Below are 18,893 nucleotides of genomic sequence, written 5' to 3' on the forward strand. Positions count from 1 at the left end.
AACATGAAGATGAATTCCAGCCGTCCCTATCTGGTCCGCGCGCTCTATGAATGGATCGTCGACAACGATTGCACGCCACATATCCTGGTGAACGCAGAGTTCGCCGGGGTAAAGGTGCCTCCGGGTTATGCCAGCGATGGGCAGATCGTGCTCAATGTCTCGCCCTCTGCCGTGCGGCATCTGCACATGGACAACGAGGCGGTCAGCTTCGAGGGGCGTTTCGGCGGCGTGGCGCAGAGCCTGTACATTCCAGCGCTGGCGGTAATGGCCATCTACGCCCGGGAAAACGGACAGGGCATGGTCTTCGATCTGGAGCAGCCGGGTCCGGTGGACGACGAGCCGGGCGATGACGATGGTGGGCCGTCCGATGAGCCGCCGCGTCCCAGTGGCAGGCCATCCCTGAAGGTGGTCAAGTAAACGGCGGGCAATGAAAAAGGCGATCGAAGGATCGCCTTTTTTCGTTCGCTGTTCTTCAGTTTATGTATTCGAACAGCTTGACGATCTTCTGCACCCCGTCGACGCCCTGGGCGACGCGGACAGCCTGGGCGGCTTCCTGCTGGTTGACCAGGCCCATCATGTAGACGATGCCGTTCTCGGTGACCACCTTGATCCGCGACGAGGGCACGTTGGGATCGCTGAGCATCTGGGTCTTCAGCTTGGTGGTGATCCAGGCGTCGTTGTTGCGGGCGAGCAGGGAGGAGGGCGAGGTCACCTGCAGTTCGTTATGCACGTTCTTGACCTTCTGCACCGTGCGTGCGGCCTGCTCGGCCTTGCTCTTGAGGTCGGCGCGCGGGGTCTGGCCGGCGATCAGCACGATGCCGTTGTAGCTGACCACGACGATGTGAGAGTCCTTGTCCAGGGCCGGATCGGCCTTGGCGATGTTCACCGCGGCCTTGGTCTCGATCAGCGAGTCGTCGATCTTGCTGCCGATGGTTCGGGTCCCGCGATCGTCGTCGATCGGTTTGTCCCGGGTGGCGCTGAGGAAACTGCTGCAGCCTCCCAGGGCCAGGCTCAGGGCCAGGGTGGCGGCGACGAAGGCGGTACGGCTCATTCTTCACTCCCGAACAGTTGGCGGTCGATCAGGTCGCAGAGGCAGTGGATGGCCAGCAGGTGGACTTCCTGGATGCGTGCGGTGATCTTGGAAGGAACGCGGATCTCCACGTCTTCCGGCAGCAGCAGCGAAGCCATGCCGCCACCGTCGCGGCCGGTCAGGGCGACCACCAGCATCTCGCGGTCGTGGGCAGCCTGGATGGCCTGGATCACGTTGGCCGAATTGCCGCTGGTGGAAATCGCCAGCAGGACGTCGCCCGGCTGGCCCAGGGCGCGGATCTGCTTGGAGAAGACTTCGTTGTAGCTGTAGTCGTTGGCGATCGAGGTGATGGTCGAGCTGTCGGTGGTCAGGGCCACGGCCGGCAGGCTCGGACGTTCGCGCTCGAAGCGGTTGAGCAGTTCGGAGGAGAAGTGCTGGGCATCGCCGGCCGAGCCGCCATTGCCGCAGGAGAGGATCTTGCCCTCGTTGAGCAGCGCATTGACCATCACCAGGCTGGCTTGCTCGATATAGGGAGGCAGTACTTCCAGGGCCTGCTGCTTGGTCTCGATGCTGGCCTGGAAGAGCTGGCGGATACGGTGTTGCATGTCCATCGGTAATGACCTTCGGTGGGGCGGCTGATCAGGCGTCGAATGCGTTCTGAATCCAGTCCAGTCGCGGTGGTGATTGTCCGTCGCTGGTATCGACGGTGACCACATCGAAGCGACAGGGGCGTTTGGCCCAGCGCGCCTCCTGTTGCAGAAAAAGTTCGGCGGAGAGAATCAGGCGTTGCCGCTTGCGCGCGTCGATGCTCTCCAGGGCTCCGCCCCAGGCGCGATGCCGGCGGGAGCGGACTTCGACGAATACTACTGTATCGCCGTCGAGCATGACCAGATCGAGCTCTCCGCGGCGACAGGTCCAATTCTTGCCAAGTGTGGCAAGGCCCTGTCGCCGTAGATGGGCGCAGGCCAGTTCCTCGGCCTGGCGCCCCTTGTCCCGGGAGCTTTCCCTATCGGTCAAAAGCTGGTGGTCCCCAGCGGCTGGGCCTGGCCATTGCGGAATTCGGCCCATTGCAACTGGCGTTCGATGCGCTGGGTCGGATTCAGGCTCAGGGTACCGGTCAGGCCGTCGATCTGCAGGCTCGGCACGGCCTTCAGTTCAGGCAGTCGCGGAGCGAGGCGGTAGGCGTCGACGCCCATGGCGTAGAGGCGGCCCATGCTGCCGTTGGCCTGGGGCCATTGGGCGGCGACCTGCTGGCGGGTCGGGTCGCTGGGGTTGAGCAGCCACGGGGTCTCGCAGAAGCGGATGCCGTTGAGGTCCTGGTCCTGGGTCGGGTTGTTGGTCCCGGTGTAGAGGTGCGAAGTGGCGTAGACCGGAAGGTCGCCGGCGTACTGGAAGGCCAGGGTCGGCTTGATCTGGCGGGCCTGCTGCGGGGTGGCGGCGAGGAACACGAAGTCGATGTCCTGGCGGCGCGACGGCTGGGTGGCGATCTGGCTGCCGAGGGCGCCTTGCAGGCGCTGGGCGCGGCCTTCGCTCTGGCGCAGTTGCAGCAGGTCGGCGATCTGTTGCGCCAGTTGGACCGGCTGGTCGACATGCTCGGCGGCGATCAGGCTGCCGCCCGCGGACTGCCAGCTCTGGCTGAAGGCGGCCAGCACGCGGTCGCCCCATTCGCCGCGCGGCACCAGCGCCACGGCCCGGCGCATGCCGTCGCCCCAGGCCCGGCTGGCCACCGCGCGCGCTTCGTCCTCGGCGGCGAGGCCGAACTGGAACAGCTGCGCCGGGCCTTCCTGGCTGTTGTCGCTGTAGTTGAGTGCGAGGGTGGTGATCGGTAGTTGCTCGCGGCTGGCGAGTTGCTTGACCAGCGGCTTCTCCAGTGGACCGACGACCAGTTCGACGCCATCGGCCTGGGCCTGGCGGTAGAAGTCATCTAGCGAGCGCACCTGGGTACTGTCGTAGAGTTTGATCGAAGGAGGGTTCTGGCCGGCCTGCTGGGCCTGGAAGTGGGCGGCGAGGAAGCCGTCCTGCAGGGCCCGGGCGACGTTGGCCAACTGCCCCTGCTGGGGTAGCAGGAGGGCGATGCGGGTCAGCGGCTGCTGGGACAGCGTCTTGAGTTTCTCCAGCGCCGCCGGCAAGTGCTTGGCCGCCGGGTGCTCGGGGTTCTGCTGTTGCCAGCTCTCGATGCTGGCCTGCTGTTGCTGCAGGGTCGGCGAGGTCTTGGTGATGCGTGCCAGGGTCAGCCAGCCGCTGAGGTCGCCTTCGTTGGCGCTCGGTTGCAACTGGTCGACCGGCAGGCTGCTGACCAGGGTCCAGATCTTTTCCTGGTTCTCGATCACCGCCGGGCCCTCGAGCAGCGGTGCGAAGTAGATGCGCTCCTTGGCTGCGGCAAGGACCTGGCCGTCGGCGGCGAGGGCCTGGGCCTTGGCGCGCTGGGTACGAACCTGCTGGGTCACCGGCAGTTCGCTGAGATGCTGCATGCTCGGATGCTGCAATGCCTGCAGGGCGGCCTTGGGCTTGCTGCGGGCGAGGGCCAGTTCGGCGTTCAGGGTGCTGGCGAAGACCTGCTGGGCCGGTTTCAGGCTTTCCAGCGGGATCTGTCCCAGGATGGCGGTGGACCTGGCGAGGTCCTTCTGCTGGTAGGCAAGGTCCGCTGCCGAGAGGCGCAGCAGCGCCGCTTCCTCGGGCTTGCTCTGGCTGGCCTGTTGCAACAACTGCTCGATGCTGGCATTCGGCGTACGGGGAAGTTCGCCCAGTCCGGAATTGGACGAGGTCGCGCAGGCGGTCAGCAGACCGGCCAGGATCAGAGCAGAAAGCGGACGCAGGCAAGCGATCATATAGGGCTTCTCATGGCGCATTCACGAAGAGTCGCCGATTGTACCGGAGGCCCGCCTCGGGTGCGATGGCGGCACCCTGAATCGCGATACAATGCCGCCTTTTCAGATAGCTCCCGAGGTATTTTCGTGTCAGCAGGCACTCTGTTCGTAGTGGCGACCCCGATCGGCAATCTCGACGACATCAGCCCGCGGGCCCTGCGGGTGCTGCGGGAGGTGGCCCTGGTGGCTGCGGAGGATACCCGCCATTCGATCCGGCTGTTCCAGCACTTCGGCATCGAGACGCCATTGGCGGCCTGCCACGAGCACAACGAGCGCGAGGAGGGCGGGCGCTTCATCTCCCGGCTGCAGGGTGGGGAAGACGTCGCGCTGATCTCGGACGCCGGTACCCCGCTGATTTCCGATCCCGGCTTCCACCTGGTGCGCCAGGCACAGGCGCTGGGTATCCGGGTGGTCCCGGTGCCGGGCTCCTGCGCGCTGATCGCGGCGCTGTCGGCGGCGGGATTGCCGTCGGACCGGTTCATCTTCGAAGGTTTCCTGCCCGCCAAGGCTGCGGGACGACGCAGCCGCCTCCAGGCGGTACAGGAAGAGCCGCGCACGCTGATTTTCTACGAGGCGCCCCATCGTCTGCTGGAAAGCCTGGCGGACATGCGCGACGTGTTCGGCGGGGAGCGCCGTGCGGTGCTGGCGCGGGAGCTGAGCAAGACCTTCGAGACCATTCGCAGCCTGCCGTTGGCCGAACTGCACGATTGGGTCGCGTCGGACAGCAACCAGCAGCGCGGCGAGTGCGTTGTGCTGGTGGCGGGGTGGCAGGCGCCGGAAGGCGAGGAGTCGATCGGTGCGGAGGCGCTCAGGGTGCTCGACCTGCTGCTTGCCGAGCTGCCGTTGAAGAAAGCCGCGGCGCTGGCGGCGGAAATTACCGGGCTGCGAAAAAACCTTTTGTATCAACAGGCTTTGCAACGCCAAGGGAAGAGTTGAGCTTGTTCTTCGCGCCTGCTCCCGCTAACCTTGTCGGCGGAGAGTCGATTGGACAGTCGCTGTCGCGCAATAGCGCGGTGGAGGAAAGTCCGGGCTCCATAGGGCAGAGTGCCAGGTAACGCCTGGGAGGCGCGAGCCTACGGAAAGTGCCACAGAAAATAACCGCCTAAGCGCAACAGCGCCGGTAAGGGTGAAAAGGTGCGGTAAGAGCGCACCGCACGGCTGGCAACAGTGCGTGGCTAGGTAAACCCCACTCGGAGCAAGACCAAATAGGAATCCATTGGCGCGGCCCGCGTTGGATTCGGGTAGGTCGCTTGAGGCGTACAGTGATGTGCGTCCCAGAGGAATGGCTGTCCTCGACAGAACCCGGCTTATAGATCGACTCTCCCACTTCTTCCCACTCTCTTCGCTTTTTCCCGGTTTTATCCGTCCGTCGCAAAAGCGAAAAGCCGCAACTCTTGATAAATCACTTTAAGTTCGAAGGCTAAGACTTTGGACTTATTGTGTTTTGTCATCTCTTTTACTTCTAAAAGCGCTCCGCAACCTTCCAAAAGCACGCTAAATCTCCGTCCTGTAAGGATTTTTCACTTCTGACGCGCCTTGACGGTGGGGAGTGTGGATTTCTATAGTGTGCAGAAGTGGTATGAAGTGGGTAAAAGTGGGATCAATTGGCATGGAAAGCCAACCACAGGGGAAGCGCTGACGTGTTTCGCGGAGCTAATGCCATAAGTCTCGACGCCAAAGGGCGCCTCGCGATGCCGAGTCGGTATCGTGACGAGCTCGTTTCGCGTTGTGCCGGCCAGCTCATCGTCACTATCGACGCAGTCGACCCCTGCCTCACCGTTTACCCCTTACCCGAATGGGAACTGATCGAAGCCAAGCTGCGCGAGCTGCCTTCTTTGCGAGAAGAAACGCGGCGCCTGCAGCGGCTGCTGATCGGTAATGCCGTCGATCTGGAACTGGACGGAAACGGGCGTTTCCTGATTCCGCCGCGCCTGCGCGAGTACGCCAAGCTGGACAAGCGGGCGATGCTGGTGGGGCAACTGAACAAGTTTCAGTTGTGGGATGAGGATGCCTGGAACGCCATGGCTGAAGCCGACCTGGCGGCAATCAAACAACCCGGTGGGCTGCCGGACGAACTACGCGACCTGATCCTTTGACTATGAATGCCACCTACCGCCATATCACCGTTCTGCTCGAGGAGGCCGTTTCCGCACTGGCCCCGCGGGAGGACGGCTGCTATCTGGACGGTACCTTCGGAAGAGGGGGCCATAGTCGAGCCTTGCTCGAGAAACTGGGCGCCGGGGGACGCCTGCTCGGATTCGACAAAGATCCCCAGGCCATCCAGACAGGAAAAGCATTGGCGGCCGAAGACGGCCGCTTCGTCATTGTGCAGCGCTCGTTCGCCGAACTGGGCGATGAGGTGCGCGCACGCGGTCTCGAAGGGCGGGTCGATGGCGTCCTGCTCGACCTTGGCGTGTCGTCGCCGCAACTCGACGATCCCGAGCGCGGCTTCAGCTTCCTCAACGATGGTCCGCTGGACATGCGCATGAATCCCGGCCAGGGCATCAGCGCAGCGGAGTTCATCGCCAACGCCACCGAAGAGGAAATCGCCCGGGTCTTCAAGGAATATGGCGAAGAGCGCTTCGCCAAGCGGATGGCCCGCGCCATCGTGCAGCGCCGTCAGGAGCGGCCGTTCGAACGGACTGCCGATCTCGCCGAAGTGATCACGGTTGCCAACCCCGCCTGGGAGAAGGGCAAGAATCCGGCGACCCGCGCATTCCAGGGCCTGCGCATCCATGTGAACAATGAGCTGGGCGATCTCGAGCGTGGCCTTGACGCCGCGCTCGAATCGCTGGCCGTCGGCGGCCGGCTGGTGGTGATCAGTTTCCATTCCCTGGAAGACCGCATCGTCAAGCTGTTCATGCGCAAGCACGCCAAGGGCGAGGCGGACAACCTGCCGCGCGACCTGCCGATCCGTTCCAAGGTCTTCGAGCCGCGCCTGAAGCTGCTGGGCAAGCCGCAGTACGCTTCGGAAGAAGAACTCAAGGCCAACCCGCGCTCGCGCAGCGCGGTCATGCGCGTGGCGGAGAAGCTGAGATGAGCCGTCTCTTCGTCAAGCGCCTGCCTACCGGCAGCTTCCTCATGTTGCTGCTTTATATAGGTCTGCTGCTCTCGGCGATTGCCGTGGCCTACAGCACCTACTGGAACCGGCAACTGCTCAACTCGCTGTATTCCGAGCTGAGCGTGCGCGACAAGGCGCAGGCCGAGTGGGGCCGGTTGATTCTCGAGCAGAGCACCTGGACCGCCCATAGCCGCATCGAAAGCCTGGCGGTGGAACAGTTGCGCATGCGCGTTCCCGACCCGGCCGAGGTCAGGATGGTGGCGCCATGAAACTGAATTATTTCCAGGGCGCCCTCTACCCATGGCGGTTCTGCGTGATCGTCGGCCTGCTGCTGGCGATGGTCGGCGCCATCGTCTGGCGAATCGTCGACCTGCACGTGATCGACCATGACTTCCTCAAGGGCCAGGGCGACGCGCGTAGCGTGCGGCATATAGCCATCCCTGCGCACCGGGGCCTGATCACTGACCGCAACGGCGAACCGCTGGCGGTGAGCACCCCGGTCACCACCCTGTGGGCCAACCCCAAGGAGCTGATGACCGCCAAGGAACGCTGGCCGCAACTGGCGGCGGCGCTCGGGCAGGATACCAAGCTGTTCGCCGACCGCATCGAGCAGAACGCCGAGCGCGAGTTCATCTATCTGGTCCGTGGGCTGACCCCGGAGCAGGGCGAAGGCGTGATCGCCCTGAAGGTGCCCGGCGTGTACTCCATCGAGGAGTTTCGGCGTTTCTACCCGGCTGGCGAAGTGGTGGCCCATGCGGTCGGCTTTACCGATGTCGACGACCGCGGTCGCGAAGGTATCGAGCTGGCTTTCGACGAATGGCTGGCCGGCGTGCCGGGCAAGCGCCAGGTGCTCAAGGATCGCCGTGGCCGCGTGATCAAGGACGTGCAGGTCACCAAGAATGCCAAACCGGGCAAGACCCTTGCGCTGTCCATCGACCTGCGCCTGCAGTACCTGGCTCATCGCGAACTGCGCAACGCTCTGCTGGAAAACGGCGCCAAGGCCGGCAGCCTGGTGATCATGGACGTGAAGACCGGGGAGATCCTGGCCATGACCAACCAGCCCACCTACAACCCGAACAATCGTCGTAACCTGCAGCCGGCGGCCATGCGCAACCGGGCGATGATCGACGTGTTCGAGCCGGGCTCGACGGTCAAGCCGTTCTCGATGAGCGCGGCGCTGGCCAGCGGGCGCTGGAAACCCAGCGATATCGTCGACGTCTACCCGGGCACCCTGCAGATCGGCCGCTACACCATTCGCGACGTATCGCGCAATTCGCGGCAACTCGATCTCACCGGCATCCTGATCAAGTCGAGCAACGTCGGCATCAGCAAGATCGCCTTCGACATCGGCGCCGAATCCATCTACTCGGTCATGCAACAGGTCGGCCTCGGGCAGGACACGGGGTTGGGCTTCCCCGGCGAGCGCGTCGGCAACCTGCCCAACCACCGCAAGTGGCCGAAGGCGGAAACCGCGACCCTGGCCTACGGCTACGGTCTCTCGGTAACCGCGATCCAGTTGGCGCATGCCTATGCGGCCCTGGCCAACGACGGCAAGAGCGTGCCGCTGAGCATGACCCGAGTCGACCGCGTGCCGGATGGCGTGCAGGTGATCTCGCCTGAAGTGGCTTCCACCGTGCAGGGCATGCTGCAACAAGTGGTCGAGGCCCAGGGCGGGGTGTTCCGCGCCCAGGTGCCGGGTTACCACGCCGCCGGCAAGAGCGGGACCGCGCGCAAGGTCTCGGTCGGCACCAAGGGCTACCGGGAAAACGCCTATCGCTCGCTGTTCGCCGGTTTCGCCCCGGCCACCGATCCGCGCATCGCGATGGTCGTGGTGATCGACGAGCCGAGCAAGGCGGGCTACTTCGGCGGCCTGGTGTCGGCGCCGGTGTTCAGCAAGGTCATGGCTGGCGCGCTGCGCCTGATGAACGTGCCGCCGGATAACCTGCCGACGGCCACCGAACAGCAGCAGGTCAATGCTGCGCCCGCAAAAGGAGGGCGTGGCTGATGCCTATGAGCCTGAACCAACTGTTTCCCCAGGCCGAGCGCGATCTGCTGATCCGCGAGCTGACCCTGGATAGCCGCGGCGTTCGTCCGGGCGACCTGTTCCTGGCGGTGCCGGGCGGGCGCCAGGATGGTCGTGCGCACATCGCCGATGCCCTGGCCAAGGGCGCGGCTGCCGTGGCTTACGAGGCGGAAGGCGCCGGAGAGCTGCCGCCCAGCGATGCGCCGCTGATCGCGGTGAAGGGGCTGGCCGCGCAACTGTCGGCGGTCGCCGGGCGTTTCTACGGCGAGCCGAGCCGCGGGCTGGACCTGATCGGCGTCACCGGCACCAACGGCAAGACCAGCGTCAGCCAACTGGTGGCCCAGGCCCTGGATCTGCTCGGCGAGCGCTGCGGCATCGTCGGCACCCTCGGCACCGGTTTCTACGGCGCCCTGGAGAGCGGCCGGCACACCACGCCGGACCCGCTCGCGGTGCAGGCCACGCTGGCCACGCTGAAGCAGGCCGGCGCCCGCGCGGTAGCGATGGAAGTGTCTTCCCACGGCCTCGACCAGGGCCGCGTGGCGGCGCTCGGTTTCGATATTGCGGTGTTCACCAATCTGTCCCGCGACCACCTCGACTATCACGGTTCGATGGAAGCCTATGCCGCCGCCAAGGCCAAGCTGTTCGCCTGGCCGGGCCTGCGCTGCCGGGTGATCAACCTGGACGACGACTTCGGCCGTCGACTGGCCGGCGAGGAGCAGGACTCGGAGCTGATCACCTACAGCCTCACCGACAGCTCGGCGTTCCTCTATTGCCGCGAAGCGCGCTTCGGCGACGCCGGCATCGAGGCGGCGCTGGTCACTCCGCACGGCGAGGGCCTGCTGCGCAGCCCGTTGCTCGGCCGCTTCAACCTGAGCAACCTGCTGGCGGCGGTCGGTGCGTTGCTTGGCCTGGGTTATCCCCTGGGCGATATCCTCCGCACCTTGCCGCAACTGCAGGGGCCGGTCGGCCGCATGCAGCGCCTGGGAGGCGGCGACAAGCCGCTGGTGGTGGTGGACTACGCGCATACTCCCGACGCCCTGGAAAAAGTCCTGGAGGCCCTGCGTCCGCACGCGGCCGCGCGCCTGCTGTGCCTGTTCGGCTGCGGTGGCGATCGCGATGCCGGCAAGCGTCCGCTGATGGCTGCGATCGCCGAACGCCTGGCGGATGGGGTGCTGGTCACCGACGACAACCCGCGCACCGAGGCCAGTGCGGCGATCATCGCCGATATCCGCAAAGGCTTCGCTGCCGCTGACAAGGTTACCTTCCTGCCGTCGCGCGGTGAGGCGATCGCCCATCTGATCGCTTCCGCTGCGGTGGATGACGTGGTGCTCCTGGCTGGCAAGGGTCACGAGGATTATCAGGAGATCGACGGCGTACGCCATCCGTTCTCCGACATCGAGCAGGCCGAGCGCGCCCTGGCCGCCTGGGAGGTGCCGCATGCTTGAGCCTCTTCGCCTCAGCCAGTTGACGGTCGCGCTGGACGCCCGCCTGATCGGCGAGGACGCCGTCTTTTCGGCGGTTTCCACCGACAGTCGCGCCATCGGGCCCGGCCAACTGTTCATTGCCCTGAGTGGGCCGCGTTTCGACGGCCACGACTATCTCGCCGAGGTTGCCGCCAAGGGCGCGGTGGCTGCGCTGGTGGAGCGCGAAGTCGCCGACGCGCCCCTGCCGCAATTGCTGGTGCGCGATACCCGTGCGGCCCTGGGGCGACTGGGCGCGCTGAACCGGCGCAAGTTCACCGGCCCGCTGGCGGCCATGACGGGCTCCAGCGGCAAGACCACGGTCAAGGAGATGCTCGCCAGCATCCTGCGTACCCAGGCCGGCGATGCCGAGTCGGTGCTGGCTACCCGTGGCAATCTGAACAACGACCTCGGCGTACCGCTGACCCTGCTGCAACTGGCGCCGCAGCACCGTAGCGCAGTGATCGAACTGGGCGCCTCGCGCATCGGCGAGATCGCCTACACGGTTGAGCTGACCCGCCCGCACGTGGCGATCATCACCAATGCCGGAACCGCCCATGTCGGCGAGTTCGGCGGACCGGAGAAGATCGTCGAGGCGAAGGGCGAGATACTCGAAGGGCTGGCCGCCGACGGCACCGCCGTGCTGAACCTGGACGACAAGGCCTTCGACACCTGGAAGGCCCGTGCCAGCGGCCGTCCGTTGCTGACTTTCTCCCTCGACCGGCCCCAGGCCGATTTCCGCGCCGCCGATCTGCAGCGCGATGCGCGCGGCTGCATGGGCTTCAGGCTGCAGGGCGTAGCGGGTGAAGCGCAGGTCCAGCTCAACCTGCTGGGGCGGCACAATGTCGCCAATGCCCTGGCTGCCGCCGCTGCCGCCCATGCACTGGGCGTGCCGCTGGATGGGATCGTCGCCGGGCTGCAGGCGCTGCAGCCGGTCAAGGGCCGCGCGGTAGCGCAACTGACCGCCAGCGGGCTGCGTGTGATAGACGACAGCTACAACGCCAACCCCGCGTCAATGCTGGCGGCGATTGATATACTGAGCGACTTTTCCGGGCGCACCGTCCTGGTCCTCGGAGACATGGGCGAACTCGGTTCCTGGGCCGAGCAGGCCCACCGCGAGGTGGGCGCCTACGCCGTTGGCAAGGTGTCCGCGCTCTATGCGGTCGGACCGCTGATGGCCCACGCCGTACAGGCGTTCGGCGCCACGGGCCGGCACTTCGCCGACCAGGCCAGCCTGATCGGGGCGCTGGCCACCGAACAACCGACAACCACCATTTTGATCAAGGGTTCCCGCAGCGCGGCGATGGACAAAGTCGTCGCGGCGCTGTGCGGTTCCTCCGAGGAGAGTCACTAATGCTCCTGCTGCTGGCCGAATACCTGCAACAGTTCTACAAGGGCTTCGGCGTCTTCCAGTACCTGACCCTGCGCGGCATTCTCAGCGTGCTCACCGCGCTGTCGCTGTCGCTGTGGCTGGGGCCCTGGATGATCCGTACCTTGCAGATCCGCCAGATCGGCCAGGCCGTGCGCAACGACGGTCCGCAGTCGCACCTGTCGAAGAAGGGCACCCCGACCATGGGCGGCGCCCTGATCCTTACCGCCATCGCCATCAGCACGCTGCTGTGGGCGGATCTTTCCAACCGCTACGTGTGGGTGGTGCTGGTCGTTACCCTGCTGTTCGGTGCCATCGGCTGGGTGGACGACTACCGCAAGGTGATCGAGAAGAACTCCCGCGGCCTGCCGAGCCGCTGGAAGTACTTCTGGCAGTCGGTGTTCGGCATCGGCGCCGCCGTGTTCCTCTATATGACTGCCGAAACCCCGATCGAGACCACCCTGATCGTGCCGATGCTGAAGAGCGTCGAGATCCAGTTGGGCATCTTCTTCGTGGTCCTGACCTACTTCGTCATCGTCGGTTCGAGCAATGCGGTGAACCTCACCGACGGTCTCGACGGCCTGGCGATCATGCCGACGGTAATGGTTGCCGGCGCGCTGGGCATCTTCTGCTACCTGTCGGGCAACGTGAAGTTCGCCGAGTACCTGCTGATTCCCAACGTACCGGGCGCCGGCGAGCTGATCGTGTTCTGCGCCGCGCTGGTCGGCGCCGGCCTCGGCTTCCTCTGGTTCAACACCTATCCGGCGCAGGTCTTCATGGGCGACGTCGGCGCGCTGGCGCTGGGCGCCGCGCTGGGCACCATCGCGGTGATCGTGCGCCAGGAGATCGTGCTGTTCATCATGGGTGGGGTGTTCGTCATGGAAACCCTCTCGGTGATGATCCAGGTCGCTTCCTTCAAGCTGACCGGACGCCGCGTCTTCCGCATGGCGCCGATCCATCACCATTTCGAACTGAAAGGCTGGCCGGAGCCGCGCGTGATCGTGCGCTTCTGGATCATCACCGTGATCCTGGTGCTGATCGGCCTCGCCACCCTGAAGCTGCGTTGAGGACGAAGAGAGCATGAGCCTGATCGCCTCCGACCACTTCCGCATCGTTGTCGGCCTCGGCAAGAGCGGCATGTCCCTGGTGCGCTACCTGGCGCGCCGCGGCTTGCCTTTCGCCGTGGTCGATACCCGAGAGAACCCGCCGGAGCTGGCCACCCTGCGTGCCCAGTATCCGCAGGTGGAAGTGCGTTGCGGCGAACTCGACGCCGAGTTCCTCTGCTCCGCCCGCGAACTCTATGTCAGCCCCGGCTTGTCGCTGCGCACCCCTGCGCTGGTACAGGCCGCCGCGAAAGGCGTGCGCATCTCCGGTGACATCGATCTCTTCGCCCGCGAGGCGAAGGCCCCGATCGTCGCCATCACCGGTTCCAACGCGAAGAGCACCGTGACCACCCTGGTGGGCGAAATGGCGGTGGCCGCGGACAAGCGTGTCGCCGTCGGCGGCAACCTCGGCACCCCGGCGCTCGACCTGCTGGCCGACGACATCGAGCTGTACGTGCTGGAGCTGTCGAGCTTCCAGCTGGAAACCTGCGATCGCCTCAACGCCGAGGTGGCGACCGTGCTGAACGTCAGCGAAGACCATATGGATCGCTACGACGGCATGGCTGACTACCACCTGGCCAAGCACCGGATCTTCCGCGGTGCCCGCCAGGTCGTGGTGAATCGCGCCGATGCCCTGACCCGACCGCTGATCGCCGATACCGTGCCGTGCTGGTCGTTCGGCCTGAACAAGCCGGACTTCAAGGCTTTCGGCCTGATCGAGGAAGACGGCCAGAAGTGGCTGGCGTTCCAGTTCGACAAGCTGCTGCCGGTTGGCGAACTGAAGATCCGTGGCGCCCACAACTATTCCAACGCGCTCGCCGCGCTGGCGCTGGGCCATGCGGTCGGCCTGCCGTTCGACGCCATGCTCGGCGCGCTGAAGGCGTTTTCCGGCCTGGCTCATCGCTGCCAGTGGGTACGCGAGCGGCAGGGCGTGAGCTACTACGACGATTCCAAGGCCACCAACGTCGGCGCCGCCCTGGCGGCGATCGAGGGGCTGGGTGCCGACATCGACGGCAAGCTGGTGCTGCTCGCCGGCGGAGACGGCAAGGGCGCCGATTTCCATGACCTGCGCGAGCCGGTCGCGCGCTTCTGCCGGGCGGTGGTACTGCTCGGCCGCGACGCCGGGCTGATTGCCCAGGCGCTGGGCAACGCGGTACCGCTGGTGCGCGTCGCAACGCTGGACGAGGCAGTCCGGCAGGCCGCCGAGCTGGCCCGCGAGGGCGATGCGGTGCTGTTGTCGCCGGCCTGCGCGAGCCTGGACATGTTCAAGAACTTCGAAGAACGCGGACGCCTGTTCGCCAAAGCCGTAGAGGAGCTAGCGTGATGCTGTCGGTGTTGCGCCCCTTCCCGTCGCCGCTGTTGAGCCGGCACGGCATCGACCTGGACTTCCCGCTGCTGGCGGGTTGCCTGGCGCTGCTCGGCCTCGGCCTGGTGATGGTGACTTCCGCCTCTTCCGAGGTGGCGGCGGCGCAGTCGGGCAACCCGCTGTACTTCTCCGTCCGTCACCTGATCTACCTGGTGATCGGCCTGATTTCCTGCGGCCTGACCATGATGGTCCCGATGGCCACCTGGCAGCGTTGGGGCTGGAAGCTGTTGCTGGTCGCCTTCGGCCTGCTGGTGCTGGTGATCACCCCCGGTATCGGCCGCGAGGTGAACGGCTCGATGCGCTGGATCGGCTTCGGCCTGTTCAACATCCAGCCTTCGGAGATCGCCAAGGTCTGCGTGGTGATCTTCATGGCCGGCTACCTGATCCGCCGCCAGCAGGAGGTCCGGGAAAGCTGGATGGGCTTCTTCAAGCCCTTCGTGGTGTTGCTGCCGATGGCCGGCCTGCTGCTGCGCGAGCCGGACTTCGGCGCCACCGTGGTAATGATGGGCGCTGCCGCGGCCATGCTGTTCCTCGGCGGGGTGGGGCTGTTCCGCTTCGGCCTGATGGTGCTGCTGGCGGTCGGCGCGGTGGTCCTGCTGATCCAGACCCAGCCCTACCGGATGGCACGCCTGACCAACTTCACCGACCCCTGGGCCGACCAGTTCGGCGCCGGCTATCAGTTGAGCCAGGCGCTGATCGCCTTCGGCCGCGGCGGCTGGTTGGGCATGGGACTGGGCAACAGCATCCAGAAGCAGTTCTACCTGCCGGAGGCGCACACCGACTTCGTCTTCGCCGTGCTTGCAGAGGAGCTGGGCATCGTCGGCGCCCTGGCGACCGTCGCCCTGTTCGTGTTCGTCAGCCTGCGCGCGCTGTACATCGGCATCTGGGCCGAGCAGGCCAAGCAGTTCTTCTCCGCCTACGTGGCCTACGGCCTGGCCTTCCTCTGGATCGGCCAGTTCCTGATCAACATCGGGGTGAACGTCGGCCTGCTGCCGACCAAGGGCCTGACCCTGCCGTTCCTCAGCTACGGCGGCAGTTCGCTGGTGATCTGCTGTGCCTGTCTGGGGATGTTGCTGCGCATCGAATGGGAACGGCGAACCCACCTGGGTAGCGAGGAATATGAGTTCAACGAAGAGGACTTTGCCGATGAAAGGTAATGTCCTGATCATGGCGGGTGGCACCGGCGGACACGTGTTCCCGGCGCTCGCCTGTGCGCGGGAGTTCCAGGCGCGCGGCTATGCCGTGCACTGGCTGGGGACGCCGCGCGGCATCGAGAATGACCTGGTACCCAAGGCCGGCCTGCCGTTGCACCTGATCCAGGTCAGCGGGCTGCGCGGCAAGGGCCTGAAGTCGCTGGTCAAGGCGCCGCTGGAACTGCTCAAGTCGCTGTTCCAGGCGCTGCGGGTGATTCGCCAGCTGAGGCCGGTCTGCGTGCTCGGCCTGGGTGGCTATGTCACCGGCCCGGGCGGCCTGGCTGCGCGCCTCAACGGCGTGCCGCTGGTGATCCACGAGCAGAACGCCGTGGCCGGCACCGCCAACCGCAGCCTGGCGCCGATCGCCAGGCGCGTCTGCGAGGCATTCCCGGATACCTTCCCGGCCAGTGACAAGCGTCTGACCACCGGCAATCCGGTGCGCGGCGAGCTGTTCCTCGACGCGCACGCCCGCGCGCCGCTGACCGGCCGTCGGGTCAACCTGCTGGTGCTCGGCGGCAGCCTTGGCGCGGAACCGCTGAACAAGCTGTTGCCAGAGGCCCTGGCGCAGGTGCCGCGGGAAATCCGTCCGGCAATCCGCCATCAGGCCGGTCGTCAGCATGCCGAGATTACCGCCGAGCGTTATCGCACAGTGGCGGTCGAAGCGGACGTCGCGCCCTTCATCAGCGACATGGCCGCGGCCTACGCCTGGGCCGACCTGGTGATCTGCCGCGCCGGCGCGCTGACCGTCAGCGAGCTGACGGCGGCGGGATTACCCGCCTTCCTGGTGCCGTTGCCTCACGCGATCGACGATCACCAGACCCGCAATGCCGAATTCCTGGTACGCAGCGGCGCCGGCCGCCTGCTGCCGCAAAAGTCTACCGGCGCGGCCGAACTGGCCGCGCAGCTGTCCGAGGTCCTGATGCATCCCGAAACCCTGCGCTCCATGGCAGACCAGGCACGCAGCCTGGCGAAACCCGAGGCTACCCGGACGGTGGTCGATGCCTGCCTGGAGGTGGCCCGTGGTTAAAGAACCGAATGGCGTCACCCGGACCATGCGCCGTATCCGCCGCATCCATTTCGTCGGCATCGGCGGCGCCGGCATGTGCGGGATCGCCGAAGTGCTGCTGAACCTCGGCTACGAGGTATCCGGCTCGGACCTCAAGGCCTCGGCGGTGACCGAGCGCCTGGAGAAGTTCGGCGCGCAGATCTTCATCGGCCACCAGGCGGAAAACGCCGACGGTGCCGACGTGCTGGTGGTGTCCAGTGCCATCAACCGGGCCAACCCGGAAGTGGCCTCGGCCCTGGAACGGCGGATTCCGGTGGTGCCGCGTGCGGAGATGCTCGCCGAGCTGATGCGCTACCGGCACGGCATCGCGGTAGCCGGCACCCACGGCAAGACCACCACTACCAGCCTGATCGCCTCGGTGTTCGCCGCCGGCGGCCTGGACCCGACCTTCGTCATCGGCGGCCGGCTGAACGCCGCCGGGACCAACGCCCAGCTCGGCGCCAGCCGCTACCTGGTGGCCGAGGCCGACGAGAGCGACGCCAGCTTCCTGCACCTGCAACCGATGGTCGCGGTGGTCACCAATATCGACGCCGACCACATGGCGACCTACGGCGGCGACTTCAACAAGCTGAAGAAGACCTTCGTCGAGTTCCTCCACAACCTGCCGTTCTACGGACTGGCGGTGATGTGCGTGGATGATCCGGTTGTGCGTGAGATCCTCCCGCAGATCGCCCGCCCGACCGTGACCTACGGCCTCAGCGAAGACGCCGACGTGCGCGCGATCAACATCCGCCAGGAAGGCATGCGCACCTGGTTCACCGTGTTGCGCCCGGAGCGCGAGCCGCTGGACGTCTCGGTGAACATGCCCGGCCTGCACAACGTGCTGAATTCCCTGGCGACCATCGTCATCGCTACCGACGAGGGCATCTCCGACGAAGCCATCGTCCAGGGGCTGTCCGGCTTCCAGGGCGTAGGCCGGCGCTTCCAGGTCTACGGCGAGCTGCAGGTCGAGGGTGGCAGCGTGATGCTGGTGGACGATTACGGCCACCATCCGCGCGAAGTCGCCGCGGTGATCAAGGCGATCCGTGGCGGTTGGCCGGAGCGTCGCCTGGTGATGGTCTACCAGCCGCATCGCTATACCCGTACCCGCGACCTGTACGAAGACTTCGTGCAGGTGCTGGGCGAAGCCAACGTGCTGCTGTTGATGGAGGTCTATCCGGCCGGCGAAGAGCCGATCCCGGGAGCCGACAGCCGCCAGCTGTGCCACAGCATCCGCCAGCGCGGCCAGCTTGACCCGATCTACTTCGAGCGCGACGCCGACCTGGCGCCGCTGGTCAAGCCGCTGCTGCGCGCTGGCGACATCCTGCTTTGCCAGGGCGCTGGCGATGTCGGCGGCCTGGCCCCGCAACTGATCAAGAACCCGCTGTTCGCCGGCAAGGGAGGGAAGGGCGCATGAACCTTTGCCTCGATAGCCTGCTGAACGGCACCCAGGATCCCAAGGCGTTCGGCCGTGTCGCCGTGCTGTTCGGCGGCAAGAGCGCCGAGCGCGAGGTGTCGCTGAAGTCCGGCGCGATGGTCCTGCAATCCCTGCTGGCCGCCGGGGTCGATGCCTTCGGCATCGATGTCGGCGAAGACCTGCTGCAACGCCTGGTCGAGGAGAAGATCGACCGTGTCTTCATCATTCTCCACGGTCGTGGCGGCGAGGATGGCAGCATGCAGGGCCTGCTCGAGTGCGCGGGCATTCCCTACACCGGCAGCGGCGTGCTGGCCTCGGCGCTGGCGATGGACAAGCTGCGGACCAAGCGGGTCTGGCTCAGCCTCGGCCTGCCGACCCCGGACTACGCGGTGTTGGCCAGCGAGGATGACTGCCGCGAAGCGGCGCAGCGACTGGGTTTCCCGCTGATCGTCAAGCCGGCTCACGAAGGCTCGAGCATCGGCATGGCCAAGGTCGGCGGGCTAGACGAATTGATCGCGGCGTGGCGCGAAGCGGCCCGCTACGACTCGCAGGTGCTGGTCGAGCAGTGGATCAGCGGCCCGGAATTCACCGTGGCGACCTTGCGCGGGCAGGTGCTGCCGGCGATCCGCCTGGGCACGCCGCACACCTTCTACGACTACGACGCCAAGTACCTGGCCAGCGATACCCGCTACCAGGTGCCCTGCGGTCTCGACGAGGCCAAGGAACGCGAGCTGAAGGAACTCACCGCGCGCGCCTGCGACGCCCTGGGCATCCAGGGCTGGGGGCGGGCGGACGTGATGCAGGACGCCGAAGGGCGTTTCTGGCTGCTTGAAGTCAACACCGCACCAGGCATGACCGACCACAGCCTGGTGCCTATGGCCGCGCGGGCCGCCGGCCTGGATTTCCAGCAACTGGTGCTGGCGATCCTGGCCGATAGCCGCGAGGCGAGGGGATAAGCC

18 protein-coding genes and 1 other RNA gene are annotated in these 18,893 nt (G+C 66.0%); 15 read left to right on the forward strand and 4 right to left on the reverse strand.

What is annotated here, in order from left to right; genetic code table 11:
* Positions 1-9 precede the first annotated feature (9 nt).
* On the forward strand, positions 10-417 hold the full coding sequence (locus HMPREF2716_RS12965) for a ClpXP protease specificity-enhancing factor (RefSeq protein ID WP_003094153.1): 408 nt from the start codon (positions 10-12) through the stop codon (positions 415-417).
* Between the two features lie 55 nt (positions 418-472).
* On the opposite strand, the gene HMPREF2716_RS12970 is transcribed toward HMPREF2716_RS12965, so the two are convergent.
* The 4 genes from HMPREF2716_RS12970 to HMPREF2716_RS12985 are packed head-to-tail and all read right to left on the reverse strand — an operon-like array spanning position 473 to position 3,858.
* Entirely contained in the window at positions 473-1,051 is a 579-nt protein-coding gene (locus HMPREF2716_RS12970) for a BON domain-containing protein (RefSeq protein ID WP_003094151.1), read from the reverse strand.
* Complete coding sequence (locus HMPREF2716_RS12975) at positions 1,048-1,641, reverse strand: phosphoheptose isomerase (protein ID WP_003094149.1); 594 nt, start codon at positions 1,639-1,641, stop codon at positions 1,048-1,050. The genes HMPREF2716_RS12970 and HMPREF2716_RS12975 overlap by 4 nt, the downstream gene beginning before the upstream one ends.
* 28 nt (positions 1,642-1,669) lie before the next feature.
* Positions 1,670-2,047, reverse strand: a complete 378-nt coding sequence (locus tag HMPREF2716_RS12980; RefSeq protein WP_003110149.1) for a YraN family protein — start codon at positions 2,045-2,047, stop codon at positions 1,670-1,672.
* Positions 2,044-3,858 (reverse strand): penicillin-binding protein activator, encoded by a 1,815-nt coding sequence (locus HMPREF2716_RS12985; protein ID WP_023518069.1) that lies wholly within the window; start codon positions 3,856-3,858, stop codon positions 2,044-2,046. The genes HMPREF2716_RS12980 and HMPREF2716_RS12985 overlap by 4 nt, the downstream gene beginning before the upstream one ends.
* Positions 3,859-3,984: 126 nt before the next feature.
* Between HMPREF2716_RS12985 and rsmI the strand changes: the two genes are divergently transcribed.
* The 14 genes from rsmI (at position 3,985) to HMPREF2716_RS13055 (ending at position 18,890) form a co-directional block, all read left to right on the forward strand.
* Positions 3,985-4,833, forward strand: a complete 849-nt coding sequence (gene rsmI, locus HMPREF2716_RS12990; protein ID WP_070621909.1) for a 16S rRNA (cytidine(1402)-2'-O)-methyltransferase — start codon at positions 3,985-3,987, stop codon at positions 4,831-4,833.
* Positions 4,834-4,873: 40 nt separating this feature from the next.
* An RNA gene (rnpB, locus tag HMPREF2716_RS12995) (RNase P RNA component class A) lies at positions 4,874-5,223 on the forward strand.
* A gap of 314 nt (positions 5,224-5,537) precedes the next feature.
* Positions 5,538-5,993 carry a division/cell wall cluster transcriptional repressor MraZ gene (mraZ, locus tag HMPREF2716_RS13000; RefSeq protein ID WP_003103101.1) on the forward strand — a complete coding sequence of 152 codons (456 nt, stop codon included), beginning with the start codon at positions 5,538-5,540 and terminating at the stop codon, positions 5,991-5,993.
* Positions 5,994-5,995: 2 nt separating this feature from the next.
* On the forward strand, positions 5,996-6,937 hold the full coding sequence (gene rsmH, locus HMPREF2716_RS13005) for a 16S rRNA (cytosine(1402)-N(4))-methyltransferase RsmH (RefSeq protein WP_003110151.1): 942 nt from the start codon (positions 5,996-5,998) through the stop codon (positions 6,935-6,937).
* Positions 6,934-7,227 carry a cell division protein FtsL gene (gene ftsL, locus HMPREF2716_RS13010; RefSeq protein WP_003094142.1) on the forward strand — a complete coding sequence of 98 codons (294 nt, stop codon included), beginning with the start codon at positions 6,934-6,936 and terminating at the stop codon, positions 7,225-7,227. The genes rsmH and ftsL overlap by 4 nt, the downstream gene beginning before the upstream one ends.
* A complete protein-coding gene (gene ftsI, locus HMPREF2716_RS13015) occupies positions 7,224-8,963 on the forward strand; it encodes a peptidoglycan D,D-transpeptidase FtsI (RefSeq protein ID WP_003094139.1) in 1,740 nt (579 codons plus the stop codon). The genes ftsL and ftsI overlap by 4 nt, the downstream gene beginning before the upstream one ends.
* Positions 8,963-10,426, forward strand: a complete 1,464-nt coding sequence (locus HMPREF2716_RS13020; protein ID WP_003094133.1) for a UDP-N-acetylmuramoyl-L-alanyl-D-glutamate--2,6-diaminopimelate ligase — start codon at positions 8,963-8,965, stop codon at positions 10,424-10,426. The genes ftsI and HMPREF2716_RS13020 overlap by 1 nt, the downstream gene beginning before the upstream one ends.
* Entirely contained in the window at positions 10,419-11,795 is a 1,377-nt protein-coding gene (gene murF, locus HMPREF2716_RS13025) for a UDP-N-acetylmuramoyl-tripeptide--D-alanyl-D-alanine ligase (protein ID WP_070621910.1), read from the forward strand. The genes HMPREF2716_RS13020 and murF overlap by 8 nt, the downstream gene beginning before the upstream one ends.
* Complete coding sequence (gene mraY / locus HMPREF2716_RS13030; protein ID WP_003094129.1) at positions 11,795-12,877, forward strand: phospho-N-acetylmuramoyl-pentapeptide-transferase; 1,083 nt, start codon at positions 11,795-11,797, stop codon at positions 12,875-12,877. Before murF ends, mraY begins: the two co-directional genes overlap by 1 nt.
* Positions 12,878-12,890: 13 nt before the next feature.
* On the forward strand, positions 12,891-14,237 hold the full coding sequence (murD, locus tag HMPREF2716_RS13035) for a UDP-N-acetylmuramoyl-L-alanine--D-glutamate ligase (RefSeq protein ID WP_003103104.1): 1,347 nt from the start codon (positions 12,891-12,893) through the stop codon (positions 14,235-14,237).
* Entirely contained in the window at positions 14,237-15,436 is a 1,200-nt protein-coding gene (gene ftsW, locus HMPREF2716_RS13040) for a putative lipid II flippase FtsW (protein ID WP_003094125.1), read from the forward strand. Before murD ends, ftsW begins: the two co-directional genes overlap by 1 nt.
* Positions 15,426-16,499 carry an undecaprenyldiphospho-muramoylpentapeptide beta-N-acetylglucosaminyltransferase gene (gene murG / locus HMPREF2716_RS13045; protein WP_009315945.1) on the forward strand — a complete coding sequence of 358 codons (1,074 nt, stop codon included), beginning with the start codon at positions 15,426-15,428 and terminating at the stop codon, positions 16,497-16,499. The genes ftsW and murG overlap by 11 nt, the downstream gene beginning before the upstream one ends.
* The gene (gene murC / locus HMPREF2716_RS13050; RefSeq protein WP_003094121.1) at positions 16,492-17,934 is read left to right on the forward strand and encodes a UDP-N-acetylmuramate--L-alanine ligase; all 1,443 of its coding nucleotides are present in this window, start codon (positions 16,492-16,494) and stop codon (positions 17,932-17,934) included. Before murG ends, murC begins: the two co-directional genes overlap by 8 nt.
* Positions 17,931-18,890 carry a D-alanine--D-alanine ligase gene (locus tag HMPREF2716_RS13055; RefSeq protein WP_023518066.1) on the forward strand — a complete coding sequence of 320 codons (960 nt, stop codon included), beginning with the start codon at positions 17,931-17,933 and terminating at the stop codon, positions 18,888-18,890. Before murC ends, HMPREF2716_RS13055 begins: the two co-directional genes overlap by 4 nt.
* Positions 18,891-18,893: the final 3 nt, after the last annotated feature.

Source organism: Pseudomonas sp. HMSC076A11 (assembly GCF_001810205.1).
In the GTDB taxonomy this organism is placed as follows: domain Bacteria; phylum Pseudomonadota; class Gammaproteobacteria; order Pseudomonadales; family Pseudomonadaceae; genus Pseudomonas; species Pseudomonas aeruginosa.